Raw genomic sequence first — 15,849 nt, 5'->3', positions numbered from 1 at the left:
CCACGCTCCTCGAATGCCTGCAAGCTGGCGTGCCGCAACTTCTCTTCGCCTCTCAAGAACTTCACCGTGCCCCCAAACCCGGCTTCAGCCACTGCGCCTTATCCGGTGAAACGCCTGGCGGCGGTTTCCCGCCTGCCTTTTTCTGAACGCGCGCCCACAATCGCTCTCTGACGCCACGGTCTAACGTGATGAACGCGCCGCCGACATAACGGCCATCCTGCGCCATCAAGGCCATCGCCGGTTTGCCGCGTTCCCGCTGGATACCCACGATATCCATCACCGCAACATCGTAACTCTTCGTCTTCAGCCACTGCCGCGACGGTCCGCTCCGATATCGGCTGACCCGCAGCTTCGAGACGATGCCCTCCAGCCCGGCCCGCTTGATGCGCCGAAACCGATCGGTCGCCTCGCCTTCAGTTCCTGACTGAACTGAACGCGCCCGCCCGGCTCGATCAGGTCGCCAAGAATGTGACGGCGCTCCTCCACCGCCATCGGCCGCAGGTCAAACCCATCATAGTGCAATAGGTCGAAGGCCACAAAAAGCAGCTGATCCGGTCGCGAGGCGATGGCCTGACCAACGACAAGAGTAAGCGCGACAACCGCGACCGCGCCCGTGTCGCCGCCGGCGAAAACTACGAGGTGCAGTACCTCGCCGAACAGACCGGCATCACGCCAGACCAGGCCCGCCAGCTCATCCGCGAACACGGCAACGACCGCGCCACACTCGTCAAGCACGCCAAGCGGATCAAACAGCCATGATCAAGAACGATCTCGGCATCATCGGCACGACCGATGAAACCGTGCTGGACGAAAGCGAGCATTTCGAACCCTGCCCGATCTGCGGCTAGGCCTACGACAAGCGCGACCTCGCGCAGGTCATGCACCATGCCGAACCGCAGCACCGACAGCTCTCGCAAGAAGACACGATGCGCATCGTCCGCGCCAGCAAACGCCGCTACTAGACGGCAAGCAAAATCCCCCGCATTCTAGGCCAGCCTGGACCAGCCAACGTCGGGGGCAAGCATGTGGCGAAAGATGTGGAAGGCAGCCGACCGCGCGCTCACCATCGTTTTTTTCATCACACTTCCGTTCTTCCTGTATTTCCTCGCCACCGAAGCGTTCCGGGCGCAGATGCCGGACGGTATCTTCGACCTCTGCTACAATCATCAGATCGACGAGCCCAAGGACGTCGAAAAATACAACGCCACCCACTCCCGCCTGCTCACCGCCATCACCGACGACCTCGCCGTGGCATGGCAGCTGTCGCCGCCCTTCGGCAATGTCGACACGCCCGCCCCGGTAACCGCTGTCGCCGCCGACGGTGACGACCTCGTTGTCAAATACGCCTGGAAGAACGGCGTCCTGCGCATGCGCGCCGTCGATGAGGACGGCCTCAACGTCCGCTATCAAGGCACCTGGGACGACGACGACGGCCATGGCTGCGCCATGTTCGAGCTGCCGCTGCCCAAGCATTGGGACTATCTCTTGCCGTCGCTGCGCGCACACCCCCATCCCTACGTAGACAGCATCGCCCTCGGCATGTTCTACAACCGCGACGACGTGCATGCAGGCTGGCCGTTCAAAATCACCCTGCGCAAAGACCCCCCAAAACCGCAAGAAAAAAGCTGACGCGCCAGCAACCCATCAGCGTCGTGAATCAATCCCCTTCCAATGATTCACCGAATACGTTGGAAGGTCCCAGCCTCATGCCGCATCATGCGATCATGAGTAGGGACACCGACGCATCCGTTCTCCTGCACCGCATCGACGCCTCCAAAAACATGGCGCGCTTCTACGCCATGCACGTCTCCCCCACCCTGTTCGGTGAAAGCTGCGTGACCCGCAACTGGGGTCGTATCGGCACCCGCGGCCGGACCCGCCTCGACACCTTCGCAACAGCGCCCGAGGCAGAAGCCGCCCTGCGCCGGCTTCAGCTTAAAAAGAACCAGCGCGGTTATCGGAGCGCGACAAAAACGCCGACGTCGTCACATAAGGGGGAGCATAAGGATCTGTGTGGCAGTGCCGAAATCGGGGAGAGTGCGATAAGGCTGGGCAGTGATTTTTGTCGAGGCTGCCATTTTATGAAACCACCGCGCCGATCGAGCCGCCCTTCACCGTCAAATCCCGATAGCACCCGTACTCCGGATGAGGCTCCGACAATCCTGCAGTTCCGCGTCTGGCTGAAAGGTCTTAGCCCGATGGTCTGGCGCCGGGTGCAAGTGCCGGCGACCATGGCCCTGCGCGAATTTCACGGCGTCCTCCAGATCGTGATGGGCTGGGAGGGCAGTTCGTCGTGCATACTGTCTGCTACGGCTCATGGGAGCTGACTGCGGAATCGCCCGACATTGGGCTCAATGCCCTGAAACTGCGGAAGGGCAGCCGGTTTCTCTACGAATACGATCTCAATGTTCCCTGGGGGCATGAGGTGCGGCTGGAAGAGCGGCGCGCCGCCAAACCAAGAACGCTTTATCCCTGTTGCATCGGTGGCGATGGCAATTGCCCGCCAGAGGGCAGCGGCGGCGCGGAGAGCTGGATGCATCGGAAGGACGAGGCCTTTGGACTGGAAACGGATGAGGATGTCATGACGGCGTTGGCGCTCATCCAGGAAATCAGCGACACCCGATCCTTGGCAATTTTCGACGATCCGGATCGGGCGGAGGAATTGCAAGAGCTGCTTTTCCGGATCGAGAGCCGCGAAGACCTTCTGGGCAAGCCGTTCAAGCGACGGCAAGCCAATAAGCGCCTGCGGCGGAACGAACATCTCACGCATATGCATCAGCAGATGTGATGTGTCCGTCCGAACCATGCTCGTTCGCGAGCAGATCGGCAGCAAGAAGGGCAGCGTCGTCACCGCGATCTGCTGAATGTCCGGGGGCAATGATCGCGTGACCGGAGCACTGTGTGGCATAATCGGCAAGGAGATACAGCATGCAGGTTCAGATCGTCATGGAACTCACCGGCGACGACAGCGGAATGATCGACCGCGAGATCATCGCCGACATGACGAAGGTCACAACGGGTGCGGAAGATCTCGGCCTGTCACTCGCCGAGGGCAAGGCCCTGCTTGCCAGACTTCAGCAGAAGATGGTGGAGACGCAAGTGGACCTGTGGCTAAAGGAAAGCCGCGATATGGACGGCCTCCGGTTGCGACACAAAGGATATTATCCCGTCACCTTCCACACGCTGTTCGGCGATGTCCGGCTCAGGAGCCCGCGATACGCTCTGCCAAAAGACGAAGGGCGCAAGGGGCCGGGCACGGTGTCGCCGTTGCGGCAATTGATCCCCGATCACATCGCGCCCGAACGCCTTTATCTCTAAACGCGCTGGGCCTCGCTGGTGCCGTATGCCGCCGCGGCCGAGTTGCTAGCCGACGTGTTGCCTGTCGACCGCGGGACCAACGCCACGACGATACGCAAGCATGCCCTGAAAACGGCCACTCGAATCGAGCGGGAGCTGACGGAAGAGCGGGTTTCTTTCATGCAGGATTCTTGCCCTCAAGATTGGGCGGACTTGCCAATTCCCGACGGCCGCATCGTCGTCGGCCTTGATGGCGGATACATCCGGGATCGTGACGACCGGAAGAAGAACTTCGAGCTGATCGTCGGCCGCTCTCTGCCTGAGGATGGCGAACCGCGCTATATCGGCTTCGTCCATGGTCACGATCGCAAGCCGCAGCGCCGGATCTTCGACCATCTCAAGAAGCAGGGCGTGCAGGCCAACCAGGACATCACCTTCATCACTGACGGTGGCGAGGAAGTGCGGTCACTGGCCGAAATGATCGCGCCGGCCAGCGAGCATGTGCTGGACTGGTTCCATATTACAATGCGGATCACCGTGCTTCGCCAATTCGCCCAAGGCCTTTGCCATCATGACGAGGAGGCCGGCAACGCCATGCTGGATATGCTGACACGGATCAAATGGTACTTGTGGCACGGCAACACGTACCGGGCTCGCGAGGAGATCGATTGGCTTCGCGACGATGCCGAAGCCACGGAAACCGACTATCCGAACATGAGAAAGTTCCTGACGGCGATCGGCGAGTTCCGATCCTATATCGGATCAAACCACGCTAGCCTGATCAACTACGGCGAGCGCTACCGGTCCGGAGAGCGGATATCCTCCGCCTTCGTCGAGGCGACCGTCAACGCCGTCATCAGCAAGCGCTTCGCCAAGAAACAGCAGATGCAATGGAGCCGGACCGGCGCGCATCTCTTTCTGCAAACCCGAACGCAGACCCTCGACGGCTCGCTGCGAGCCACCTTTGAGAAGTGGTATCCGGGAATGGCAAACGACAATCAACTCGGCGCCGACAACCGGGCGGCAGCGTAACTGCCACACAGATCCTTATGCTCCCGATTCAGGCGGCGACTTGGACGAACTGCTGTAACAGACGGAGTCCAGGCGCAAACTTTGCGACAGACGCGACGTCTTGCCGGACTGCGAGCGCAAGACCGGCATCATCCACACCGTCTTCCCCTCACCCTGCGGCCTGCTGCCTTCCGTGCCCCTGCTCGACTATCTCGCGGCCAAATATGCAGCGCTTGGTCGCTGCCGGGGGTGAGCAAAGCTAGCCCCGTTTTCTCGCCGGCGGCAGGTCGGTGCAGACGCCTTCTGCAACCTCGGCGGCCATGCCGATGGTCTCGCCGTGAGTCGGGTGGGGATGAATGGTCTTGCCGATGTCGACAGCATCCGCCCCCATCTCGATGGCCAGGCAGATCTCGCCGACCATGTCGCCGGCAGAAGGTCCGATGATGGCCCCGCCGATGACGCGGTCCGTCTCCTTGTCGAACACCAGCTTGGTCAGGCCGTAGTCGGCGTCGTTGGCGATGGCCCGACCGGACGCCGCCCACGGGAACTTGCCAACTTCGATGGCGCGCCCCGCAGCCTTGGCCGCGTCCTCGGTCACGCCGACCCAGGCGATTTCGGGATCGGTATAAGCGACCGACGGCACGATCTTGGCGTCCATGAAGCTCTTGAGCCCTGTCGCCGCCTCGGCGGCAACATGGCCCTGGTGCACGGCCTTGTGCGCCAGCATCGGATTGCCGGTGACGTCGCCGACGGCGAAGATGCTCTGGTTGCGCGTCCGCATCTGCGCGTCGACCTCGATGAAGCCTCTGGCATCGAGCGTGACGCCGGCAGCAGCAAGTTGCAGCGCCTCGGCTGCCGGTCGCCGGCCCGCCGCCTGCAGGATCAGGTCGTAGCGCCTGACGCCAGCGCCCTCGCCGCTCGTCGTCACCGCGAGCCCGTCCCTCTCCGCGACCACGCTTTCGACGCGTGCGCCGAGCAGCATGGCATCGAAGCGATGGGCGTTTCGCTTGCGCCAGATCTCGACCACGTCGCGATCGACGTCGGGCAACAGTCTGTCGAGTTGCTCGACCACATCGACGCGCGCGCCGAGCGCGCTGTAGACGGTGGCCATTTCGAGCCCGATGATGCCGCCGCCGATGACTAGCATGCGTTCGGGGATGAAGGGCAGTTCGAGCGCGCCGGTGGAATCGACGATGCGCGGATCGTCCGGCAGGAACGGCAGCCGGACGGGCACAGAGCCGGCGGCGACGATCGCTTTGGCGAAGACGATCTTGCGGCTCGCGCCGTCGGACAGGGCAACGTCGACAGCGTTGGCGTCGGCAAATGTCGCCGTACCCCCGACCACCTCGACCTTGCGCAACCGCGCCATGCCCTTCAGCCCGTCGGTCAGTTTTGAGACGACACCGGCCTTGAAGCTGCGCAACTTGTCCAGGTCGACGGTCGGCGTGTCGAAGGCAACGCCATGGTCGGCGAGGCGCTCGGCCTCCTCCTTGATCGCTGCGACGTGGAGCAGCGCCTTGGAGGGGATGCAGCCGACATTGAGGCAGACGCCACCCAGCGTCGCATCGCGCTCGACCAGGATCACGCGCTGGCCGAGGTCGGCGGCGCGAAATGCGGCGGAATAGCCGCCGGGTCCGCCGCCGATCACCAGCACGTCGCAGTCGGGCGCCGCACCTGGGGCCGGCGACGGCGTGGCTGCCGCGGTCGGCATGGCGGCTGCCGCCGGCGCTTCCGGTTTGGCTGCAGGCCTGGTTTCGCCTGGGGCAGCTGCCGCTTCCACAGTAGCGATCAACGCGCCCTTGGAAACGCGCTGGCCAATGGCCAGCTCGACCGAGGCGATACGCCCCGCAAAGGGCACCGGCACGTCGATCGAGGCTTTGTCGGATTCGAGCACGATCAGCGTCTGCTCGACGGCGACGTCGTCGCCCGGCTTGATGTGGACCTCGATGACGGCGACATCCTTGAAGTCGCCCATTTCGGGCACCCTGATTTCGGTGATGCTCATCTCGGCCTCAAACGATCGCGCGGCGGAAGTCGCCCAGGAGGGCAGCGATGTGGCCAAGGAACCTGGCCGCGGCCACACCGTCGATGACGCGGTGATCCCACGACAACGAGACCGGCATGATCAGCTTCGGCTGGAAAGCCTTGCCGTCCCATATGGCTTCCATCGCCGAACGGCCGGCACCGAGGATCGCAACTTCGGGCGCATTGATGATCGGCGTGAAACCTGCCCCACCTATGCCGCCAAGCGACGACACCGAGAAACAGCCGCCCTGCATGTCGGCGGCCGACAGCCCGCCCCCGCGCGCCTTGTCAGCCAGCGCCCGCATCTCGGTGGCAATCTCGAGCACGCCCTTGCGGTCGCAATCGCGGATCACCGGCACCATCAGCCCCTTCGGCGTGTCGGCGGCAAAGCCGACATGGACGTAGTTCTTGAGCACCAGCTCCTCGCCGTCGAGCGAGGCGTTGAAACGCGGATTGGCCTTGAGCGCCAGCGCTGACGCCTTGATCAGGAAGGCGACCATGGTCACCTTGGCGTCCTTGTTTGCCGCATTGAGTTCCTTGCGGAACTCCTCGAGCCCGGTCACGTCGGCCTTGTCGAAGTTGGTGACATGCGGAATGGTGAGCCAGTTGCGGGTCAGATTGCCGCCTGAGATCTTCTGGATGCGCGACAGCGGCTGGCGTTCGACGGGGCCGAACTTCTCATAGTCGACCGCAGGCCAGGCCGGCAGGCCGGCACCGATGCCGGAGCCCGACACCTGCACCGATGATTCGCCCGCCAGGCGTTCCTTGATGTGCGCCGTAACGTCTTCGCGCAGGATCCTGCCCTTGGCGCCGGACGGTTTCACCGTGCCAAGGTCGACGCCGAGCTCACGCGCGAAGGCGCGCACCGACGGCGTCGCATGGGCGCCTGCCGAGGTCTCCAGGGGCACCGCCGGCCCACTGCTCCCGGGCGCCGGCGCCGGCACCGGTGATGCCTGCACCTGAGCCGGAAGCTCGGCCTTGACGGGCGGAGCTGCAGGAGCCGCCTCGGGCTTGATGATTTCCGGCGCCGGTGCTGCAGGCGCCGTTGCCGGCGCTGCGGCATCGATCGTCAGCAACAGCGCGCCCTGCGACACGCGGGTGCCGATCGACACCGCAAACTCCCTGACAGTTCCTGCGAAAGGTGCCGGGATCTCCATCGTCGCCTTGTCGGATTCCACCGTCATCAGTGGGTCTTCCACCGCCACGACGTCTCCCGGCTTCACCAGGAACTCGACAACAGGGACATTCTTGTAGTCGCCGATGTCTGGCAACCTGACTTCCATTTGCTGGCTCATATCAACTCTTTCAGAACTGGAACTCGACCCGGATCAGCGCAGCCAGGGCGCATCGGCCGCAACGTCGAGGCCGTAGCGGGCGATGGCGTCGGCAACCGTCTGACGCGTCACCGACCCTTCGGCAGCGAGTGACGCCAGAGCTGCCACGGCGATGTGGCGGTGGTCGACCTCGAAGAAATCGCGCAGCGCCGAGCGCGTGTCGCTGCGGCCGAAGCCGTCGGTGCCGAGCGCGGTGAACGGCGCCTCGACATAGGACGCAATCAGCTGCGAATAGGCGCGGACATAGTCGGTGGCGGCGACGATCGGCGCTTTGCCGGGCAGGCAGTGGGCGAGATGGCTGACCACCGGCTCGCCGAGCGGGTTGTAGCGGTTGTGACGCTCCGCCTCGCGTGCATCGCGCGACAGCTCGGAGAAGCTGGTGGCGCTCCACACCTCGGAGGCGACGCCCCAATCATTGGCGAGCATCTGCGCCGCCTCGATCACTTGCGGCAGGATGGTGCCGGAACCGAGCAGGCGGACAAGGCCGGCACTCTTCTTGGGCTTGTGGCCGGCGATCTTGTACAGGCCCTTGATAATGTCGGCTTCCACGCCAGCCGGTATCGACGGCTGGGCGTAGTTCTCGTTCATCGCGGTGATGTAGTAGAACTCGTCCTTGCCCTGCTCCATCATGGCGCGGGCGCCGTGGTCGAGAATGACCGCCAGCTCATAGGCGAAGGTCGGATCGTAGGCGCGGCAGTTCGGAACGGTCGAGGCCACCAGCAGGCTCGAACCGTCCTGATGCTGCAGGCCCTCGCCCGCCAGCGTCGTCCGGCCTGCGGTCGCCCCGATAAGGAAACCGCGCGAGCGCTGGTCGGCGGCAGCCCAGATCAGGTCGCCGACGCGCTGGAAGCCGAACATCGAGTAGTAGATGTAGACCGGCAGCATGGCGAGGTTGTGCACGCTGTAAGACGTCGCAGCGGCCACCCAGGACGAGATCGCACCTGCTTCGGTGATGCCTTCCTCGAGCAGCTGCCCGTTCTTGGTTTCCTTGTAGTAGAGCATCGAGCCGGCATCCTCTGGCTCGTAGAGTTGGCCGACCGGCGAATAGATACCGACCTGGCGGAACAGGTTGGCCATGCCGAAGGTACGGGCCTCGTCGGCGACGATCGGCACGATGCGCGGCCCGATCTCCTTGTCCTTGATCATGTTGCCGAGCAGTCGGACCGCAGCCATGGTCGTCGACATCTCCTTGCCTTCGGCATTGAGGGCAAAGTCGGCGTAGCTCTGTAGCGACGGTATCGCCACCGAATCCGCCGTGCGGCGGCGCGCCGGCAGGTAGCCGCCGAGCGCCTTGCGGCGCGAGCGGAGATAGTTGAGCTCGGCGCTGTCTTCAGCTGGCTTATAGAACGCGACCTGCTCGGCCTGCTCGTTGCTGATCGGCAGCGAGAAGCGGTCGCGGAAGGTCAGCAGGGCGTCGACGTCGAGCTTCTTGGACTGGTGCACGGTCATGCGCGACTCGCCAGCAGCGCCCATGCCGAAACCCTTCTTGGTCTTGGCCAGGATGACAGTCGGACGGCCCTTGGTCGCCCTGGCCGCCTCGAAAGCTGCAAACAGCTTGCGGAAATCGTGGCCACCGCGCGTCAGGGCGTCGATGTCGTTGTCAGACATATGGGCGACCAGCGCCTTGACTTCGGGATCCTCCTCGAAGAAGTGCGCCAGGTTGTAGGCACCGTCCTTAGCGCCCAGCGTCTGGTACTTGCCGTCGACCGTGGCGGCAAAACGACGGAGCAGCGCGTGCTGGGTGTCGCGCGCAAACAGCGCGTCCCACTCCGAGCCCCACAGCACCTTGATGACGTTCCAGCCGGCACCGCGGAATGTGCTCTCGAGTTCCTGGATGATCTGGCCGTTTCCGCGCACAGGACCGTCGAGGCGCTGCAGGTTGCAGTTGATGATGAAGGTCAGGTTGTCGAGCTTTTCACGCGCTGCGATCGACAGGCCGGCGACCGATTCCGGCTCGTCCATCTCGCCGTCGCCGAACACTCCCCAGACATGACGGCCTTCGGTGTTGGCGAGGCCCCGGTCGTTCAGGTAGCGCATGAAGCGGGCCTGGTAGACAGCAGTGATCGGGCCGATGCCCATCGACCCCGTCGGCACCTGCCAGAAGTCGGGCATCAGCCAGGGATGCGGATAGGAGCACAGGCCGGTACCGCCGATCTCCTGGCGATAGTGCTGGAGATGCTCTTCCGAAAGTCGTCCTTCGAGATAGGCACGGGCATAGACGCCGGGTGCCGAATGCGGCTGGAAAAAGACCACGTCGCCGTCGCCCTCGCCGGTGTCGGCACGGAAGAAGTGGTTGAAGCCGACCTCGAAGATCTCCGCCGCCGAGGCATAGCTGCCGATGTGGCCGCCGAGCTCGCCATAGGCCTTGTTGGCCTTCACGACCATCGCCAGCGCGTTCCAGCGGATGATCGCGGTGATGCGCTCCTCCATGGCGAGGTCGCCGGGGAACGGCGGCTGCTTCTCCAGCGAAATGCTGTTGCGGTAGGGCGAAAACGGCAGTGCCTCATGAACGATGCCGAGCTCCTTGGCCTTGCGATCGAGCTCGCCGAGAATGAATTCGGCCCGCGTACCGCCCGAATTGAAAAACACCGACTCCAGCGACGCCAGCCAGTCGGCCGTCTCCTGCGGGTCGTCGTCATGTCCGGTGCTGATCTCACCGAAAGGGGCGGACGCGGTCTTAGTGAGCATGATGGCGCTCCAGTTCCTTAGGTTTCCACTTGCGCGCGACAATAGCGGCAAGGCTCCGGCATTTCCTGCCGAAGATGTTGCAAATTTGGGAGAATGCAGCAGATATAGCCGCGATAGAGTTGAATTGAAGCAGGATATGCCGCAGATAAATCTTGACGCGATAGACATGCGCATCCTGGCGGAGATCCAGGAAGACGCCAGCCTGACCAATGTCGAGCTTGCTGCGCGCGTCGGCCTGTCGGCTTCGCCTTGCCTTGCCCGCGTACGCACCCTCGAAGAGGCGGGCGTCATCACGCGCCGCGTTGCCCTGCTCGATCCGGTGATGCTGGGCGCCAATGTCAGCGTCTTCATCCAGGTGACGCTGGAAAAGCAGACCGAGACGCTGCTCGAGGTTTTCGAGGCGGCGATGGCGCGGCTTCCCGAGGTCATGGAGTGCTATCTGATGACCGGCGATTCCGACTACCTGCTGCGCGTGGTGGTGCGCGACACCGTCGCGCTCCAGCACTTCATCGTCGACCGCCTGTCCAAGACCCGCGGCGTCGCCAACATACGCTCGAGCTTTGCCCTCAAGCAGGTCAAGTACAAGACCGCCCTGCCGCTCGAGGACCTCGCCAGCCCGCAGCCGCGCCGATAGCGCGTGCGTGCCGGCGTCTATGTCGAGCATCGCCATCATCTGAAGGTCGCGGTCAGCTGCGGGAACGCCACCAGCAGCAGGACCAGGAACACGGCCGTCTCGTTCGGGTCCCCGTCATGTCCGGCGTTGTTAACATCGATATGAGCCGAGGGCCTTTTAGTGAGCATGATAGCGCTCCAACTCCTTGAGTTTCCCCTTGCTCGCGAGGAGGACGATCAGCCTCTAGGCGCGATGTCAGCTGTATGATCAGGTCAGAGTTACGGTTGCTGCGTCGCGCTCGATCCGCTGCTGAGCATCGACCATTTGTGCTCGAAGGCTTGCCCAATCGATGCCGATCATCTCGCCGTGTCGCTTACGCGCGACGCCGCGCACCCAAACGCTGTCGATGTCGGAAAGGCCAGCAAAATTCACGACGCGGTCCGCCAGGCTGCCGCAGGTGGCGAAGCCGATGCGCGATGTCTTGAGAAGTACCAGGTCGGCATGGTTTCCGACGGCAATCGAGCCCGCGTCACCTAGGCGCATCGCCTTGGCCCCCCATCGGGTCGCGAAATCCAGCACGTCCGCAGATTGATAGGCCCGGGCAATGCCGGCGTATTCCACCGACCTGTAGAGACTCCAGAAACCCGCCCGGACATGCTCGAAATAGTCGTCGGTCAGCGCCATGTTCACGTCGAGCCCGAGCCCCGCGGGGATTCCCATCTGCCGTGCCTTGCCGTGAATGGAAGCTGCCGGATAAGGAAACTCCCCCATCGCACACGAGCAGATCATCCCACCGGAATCGCGGAGCATGACGAGTTCGTCGTCCGACATCTCCACGCCGTGTGAAACCTGAAAATCCGGGCCGAGCAGACCTGCCGCATGAAGGTCGGCAATGCCGCGATAGACGCCCGAGGGGGGCATTGGATTCGGTTTGTGGAGATGGCAACATATCAGATGCGGATTGAACGAACGAGCTCGTTCAAATTCCCGCTTCATGTCTGTCATGCTGCGTCGGCCCAACCCCTCGCTGATTGCGATGCCAAATTTCACCGGGCCATCGCCCTCCTCGGAGAAGAGGTCGCGAAGCAGTGCTGCCGTCTCGTAGTTGGATTCTTGTGGCGCTCCGTTCCGCTCGGCCGTTGCCTGGGCCTCCGGCACGGTATCTCCAGGTCCATAAGTCGGATTGTGAGACGCCTGGTAGCAGAATACTCCGGAGACCCCAGATGCAACAAACCCGCGTGCTCCAGCGAGCGCCTTTTCCTTGGTGTGATGGGCATGCGCGTAGTCCAGCACGCTCGTCACGCCCGAGTTGATCGCCTGGAGCCCGCCAACATATCCGGCCAGATGGAAATCTTCCGGGGTCATGCACACCATGGTGCGCATTTTCCATCTTTGGTAGCCGGAGTATTTCTGCGGATCGGTCTTGACGAGCCTGCCAGCGTGCAGGCCAAGCCAAAGATGTCTGTGACCATCGTTCATACCCGGCATCAGGATCATGCCGGCTGCATCGATCAGTTCGGCGTCGCCGGCGTTGATGCCAATTCCGATCTCGGCGATCTTTCCGTCCCGGATCAGCACATCCGCACCCGGCAGCTCGCCCAGCTTCTGGTCCATCGTCAAGACGTCGGCGCCTCGGATCAGTGTTGCACGCGCTGCGCCCCGCGCTGCCGCGACAGCCGGCGCGGGGCGGTTGGTCGAGGCTACGGCGATAGCCGCCGCGCCTGCTGCGCCCAATCTGAGAAACTCCTTGCGTGTGATCTCGCTCACTTGGTTCTCCTCCATCGATGCAAAGTGGAAACACGGGCGCAGCGCCAATTCGGCTGACATCCGGGAAGGTCGCACCGCGTACTGGTGAGCGACAGGCATCAATTCTGGAACTTAGAATTCCAATTTTGCCCGACCGTTTCGATGGATAGCGAGACGTATAGCCAAGCCGGAAAACTGGCGCGGTGTTCGCACGAACGAGCTACGCCCGCGAATGCGTCGCGGACAAAGCTTCTGTCGGATCCGTCGTTAGAATGTCGGCGGCGTGTTGATCCAGAGGACCACTGCCTCGCCCGGGCCAGGATTGTAGAACGAGTGGGGCGCCTCCGAGCGGAAGCAGAACGAGTCGCCTTTGCCCAGAACATGGGTCTGCTTGTCGATGGTCAGCTCGATAAAGCCATCCATGACAAAACCAGCCTCCTCTCCCACGTGCGAATAGTCACCTGCCGAGCCATGGCCGGCCGTAATGGTGATCAAATTTCCCTGCAGGGTGCGTTCGGGCGAGTGAGGGATGATCTGCTCGATCCTCACCCCTTGATGCGGATCTCCAAGATAGTCGAGAGCAACATCTTTCCGTTCACTGGCGCGAACCAGCATGCAGCTCTCGTTCTCTGAGCCGGAGAGGAAGGAGGCCATGCTGGTGCCGAGACCGGCGACCAACTTATGGAGCACCGAAAGCGACGGCAGCAGCCGCCCGTTTTCGACGCGCGATACTAAGCTCGCTGAACAATTCGCCTTCGCGGCGAGATCGACCAGTGTAAGACCCTGTGCTCGCCGCATTGTCTGCAACCGGCGACCAATGCGAGCAGCCTCGAGAGCTACTGGTTCGGTGGTCTCGACACCAGCGCCCTTCAGGTCGTTGGCTCGCCTGTTCGGTTCGGGCTTAGCCTTGTCGGCAATGCTGTCGGCAGCAGTCTTCAACTTGGAACTTGTACCGTTGTTCATGACAAACCGATTATCAGATCAGCCGTAGAAGTCATCATGGTCAGATACCCGAGCGTTCGAGTGAAGAGAGACTCCGGCGCCGCGATCTCCATTGCATTTCGCAGCGCCGGGTCATCCGTGCGCCCTCCTACGGACGCCATCCCTTGGGAGGATGCATGTTGGCCCGATCGACCGTTTCAAGGTTTTCCATCGTCACGCCGATCAACGGCACGTCGATGATCTTGGGCTCGAGCTTGACGCCCTTCATCAGATCCGCGACCACGCGAACCTCGGTACGACCGATCAGCACCGGCTGCTGGGCGACGACATAGTCGGCGCAGCCGGCCCGCATCATTTCTTCCGCCTCCTCTCCGAGAACCGAGAAGATCACCTTGGTCATGCCACAACGGTCCGCGGCCTTCACAGCGCGGGCCGCCCCAACGCCATAGACGTCGTCGGCACCGTAGAGCATGTTAAGTTCGGGATTGCGCTGAAGCATCTCGCTGGCGCGGGTCAGCGATATCGCCGCATCCTGTTCGCTGGTCATCTCAGCCACCACCTTGATATTCGTGCCGGAAATGTCCTCCTTGAAGCACCTGAGCCGCTCGATAGCCCAGAACGATCCCGCAGGGCCGGCAAGCAGCCCGATCGTACCGCCTGACGGCATCAGATTCTTGGCCCCAGCGGCCAGTTCGCGCCCGATGTTGCAATGGCTGGACGACACGGCGGCGTCAGGCTCGACGTCGCTAGCGACCACGTTCACGCCGGCGCCGACAAGAAATATCCCTGCCTCGCGCGCCTGCATCGCAACGCCGTTCAGGGCTGCCGGATCGCCTGGATCGATCAAGACCGCCTTGACCCCCTTGATGACGAGGTTCGAAACCTGATCGAGTTGCTTGTCGATATTGGCGTAGCCGCCAGCATCCTGAACCACGACCTCGAAGCCAAGCTTGTTGGCCTCGTCGAGTATCCCGTACAGCTCGGCGGTCGGGTATGGTCCCTTCAGGTTGGGCTTCGACAAGCCGATCACCGGCTTCGCGTCCTGTGCGGTGGCAGGGCCTGCGAGCAACGCGCCCAGTGCGGCTGCCCAGGTCAAACCAACAAAGATCTTTCTGTAGCTCATTTTTCCTTCCCCTTGTTATTGGTTGCGGTGCGGCACTCCCGGTGCCGCCCGGTCAGTGTCCCGATTTGCGGCGCATGCCCGCCTGGTCCAGCGCCACGGCTGCGATCAGCGACATCCCGATGATCATCATTTGTGTGTAGGAAGAGACGTTGAGCAGGTTGAGCCCGTTGGCAAGGATGCTGATGAAGGCAACGCCAAAAGCCACGTTGATTGCCGATCCTCGACCGCCAGCGAGCGACACACCGCCGAGCACGACTGCAGCGATCGATTCAAGCGGCAAGGTAGCGCCAAGTGTCGGCTGGCCGGAGGAAACACGCGCCGTAAGAATGATCGCTCCAACTGCTGCGGTCAGCCCGCAGAATGCATAGGCCGCGATCCTGATACGCTCGACTCGGATGCCGGACAGACGGGCGGCCTCCTCGTTGCCGCCGACGGCGCAGACATGGCGTCCAAAGCGGGTGTAGCGAAGGGCGAGCTCGGCCAGCACCAACGTCACGGCCGCGATGAGAACCGGCATCGGAATGCCCAATATCGACCCGTAGGCGAGCCGCCCGAAGCTGGAAGGCAGTCCTGGAATGGGGACACCGCCGGCGAGGTTGAGCGCCAAGCCTGCCGTCACGGACAGCATGGCGAGCGTTGCGATAAACGGCGACACGCGCAGGCGCGTGATGATGAGCCCGTTCACCAGACCGACGCTCGCACCGCAGATCAGCGCAGCCACGATCCCCGGTGCTACGCCATATTCGCGCATCACGAAAGCCAACACGACGCTGACGAGCGCCACGGTGGAGCCGACGGAAAGGTCGAGGCCGGCCGTCAGGATTACGAATGTCTGGCCGAACGCCACAGCGGCAAGCGCGGCTGCGGCAACGCCGATATTCCTGAAGTTTTGCGCCGTGAGAAAGACGTCGGAGCAGGTCGAAAACAGAATGATCATGCCGATCGTCGCAGCCGGCAATGCGATCTCCATACCGCGCTCCCGAACGATCCGTGCCAGCGTCTCTCGCCAGTCTCGCCCCTGGAGCGATTGCGTCTTTTCACTGTAAGCCTGCATGTTGCAAATTCCCCTA

At 62.9% G+C, this 15,849-nt stretch carries 13 protein-coding genes and 1 pseudogene; 6 read left to right on the top strand and 8 right to left on the bottom strand.

The window, feature by feature from the left end; translation table 11 throughout:
* Positions 1–639 precede the first annotated feature (639 nt).
* The 5 genes and pseudogenes from PD284_RS24600 to PD284_RS24580 all read left to right on the top strand — a co-directional run bounded on the left by PD284_RS24600 (position 640) and on the right by PD284_RS24580 (position 4,329).
* Positions 640–759, top strand: a complete 120-nt coding sequence (locus tag PD284_RS24600) for a DUF3606 domain-containing protein (RefSeq protein WP_274630965.1) — start codon at positions 640–642, stop codon at positions 757–759.
* 276 nt (positions 760–1,035) lie between these two features.
* On the top strand, positions 1,036–1,629 hold the full coding sequence (locus tag PD284_RS24595) for a hypothetical protein (RefSeq protein ID WP_274630964.1): 594 nt from the start codon (positions 1,036–1,038) through the stop codon (positions 1,627–1,629).
* A 77-nt stretch (positions 1,630–1,706) separates the two neighbouring features.
* Positions 1,707–2,327, top strand: a complete 621-nt coding sequence (locus PD284_RS24590; RefSeq protein WP_274630963.1) for a WGR domain-containing protein — start codon at positions 1,707–1,709, stop codon at positions 2,325–2,327.
* A complete protein-coding gene (locus PD284_RS24585; protein WP_274630962.1) occupies positions 2,294–2,788 on the top strand; it encodes an IS1096 element passenger TnpR family protein in 495 nt (164 codons plus the stop codon). Before PD284_RS24590 ends, PD284_RS24585 begins: the two co-directional genes overlap by 34 nt.
* Before the next feature lie 140 nt (positions 2,789–2,928).
* Positions 2,929–4,329 (top strand): annotated as a pseudogene (locus PD284_RS24580) (ISKra4 family transposase).
* A gap of 238 nt (positions 4,330–4,567) precedes the next feature.
* On the opposite strand, the gene lpdA reads toward PD284_RS24580, so the two are convergent.
* Genes lpdA through mdeB form a run of 3 tightly spaced genes read right to left on the bottom strand, consistent with a single transcriptional unit; the run spans position 4,568 to position 10,355 of the window.
* Positions 4,568–6,313, bottom strand: a complete 1,746-nt coding sequence (gene lpdA, locus PD284_RS24575) for a dihydrolipoyl dehydrogenase (protein WP_274630961.1) — start codon at positions 6,311–6,313, stop codon at positions 4,568–4,570.
* Between the two features lie 7 nt (positions 6,314–6,320).
* Positions 6,321–7,616: a 2-oxo acid dehydrogenase subunit E2 gene (locus PD284_RS24570; RefSeq protein ID WP_411956290.1), complete on the bottom strand. Its 1,296-nt coding sequence runs from the start codon at positions 7,614–7,616 to the stop codon at positions 6,321–6,323.
* A 45-nt stretch (positions 7,617–7,661) separates the two neighbouring features.
* Positions 7,662–10,355: an alpha-ketoglutarate dehydrogenase gene (gene mdeB, locus PD284_RS24565; RefSeq protein WP_274630959.1), complete on the bottom strand. Its 2,694-nt coding sequence runs from the start codon at positions 10,353–10,355 to the stop codon at positions 7,662–7,664.
* A gap of 136 nt (positions 10,356–10,491) precedes the next feature.
* Here mdeB and PD284_RS24560 point away from each other — a divergent pair, with 136 nt between their 5' ends.
* Complete coding sequence (locus tag PD284_RS24560; RefSeq protein ID WP_274630958.1) at positions 10,492–10,989, top strand: Lrp/AsnC family transcriptional regulator; 498 nt, start codon at positions 10,492–10,494, stop codon at positions 10,987–10,989.
* A 35-nt stretch (positions 10,990–11,024) separates the two neighbouring features.
* Here the strand turns inward: PD284_RS24560 and PD284_RS24555 are convergent, their stop codons facing one another.
* From PD284_RS24555 to PD284_RS24535, 5 genes are all read right to left on the bottom strand, one after another.
* Positions 11,025–11,156, bottom strand: a complete 132-nt coding sequence (locus PD284_RS24555; protein WP_274630957.1) for a hypothetical protein — start codon at positions 11,154–11,156, stop codon at positions 11,025–11,027.
* A 79-nt stretch (positions 11,157–11,235) separates the two neighbouring features.
* Positions 11,236–12,735, bottom strand: coding sequence for an amidohydrolase family protein (locus tag PD284_RS24550; protein WP_274630956.1), 1,500 nt, complete (start codon positions 12,733–12,735; stop codon positions 11,236–11,238).
* 246 nt (positions 12,736–12,981) lie between these two features.
* Positions 12,982–13,677 (bottom strand): cupin domain-containing protein, encoded by a 696-nt coding sequence (locus PD284_RS24545; protein ID WP_274630955.1) that lies wholly within the window; start codon positions 13,675–13,677, stop codon positions 12,982–12,984.
* Between the two features lie 127 nt (positions 13,678–13,804).
* Complete coding sequence (locus tag PD284_RS24540; protein ID WP_274630954.1) at positions 13,805–14,779, bottom strand: sugar ABC transporter substrate-binding protein; 975 nt, start codon at positions 14,777–14,779, stop codon at positions 13,805–13,807.
* Positions 14,780–14,831: 52 nt separating this feature from the next.
* Complete coding sequence (locus PD284_RS24535; RefSeq protein WP_274630953.1) at positions 14,832–15,833, bottom strand: ABC transporter permease; 1,002 nt, start codon at positions 15,831–15,833, stop codon at positions 14,832–14,834.
* Positions 15,834–15,849 lie beyond the last annotated feature (16 nt).

The sequence above is a fragment of the Mesorhizobium shangrilense genome (assembly GCF_028826155.1).
Lineage (GTDB): Bacteria > Pseudomonadota > Alphaproteobacteria > Rhizobiales > Rhizobiaceae > Arvimicrobium > Arvimicrobium flavum.
The sequence above is the reverse complement of the archived record's forward strand: the minus strand, read 5'-3'. Positions and strand labels throughout refer to the sequence as shown.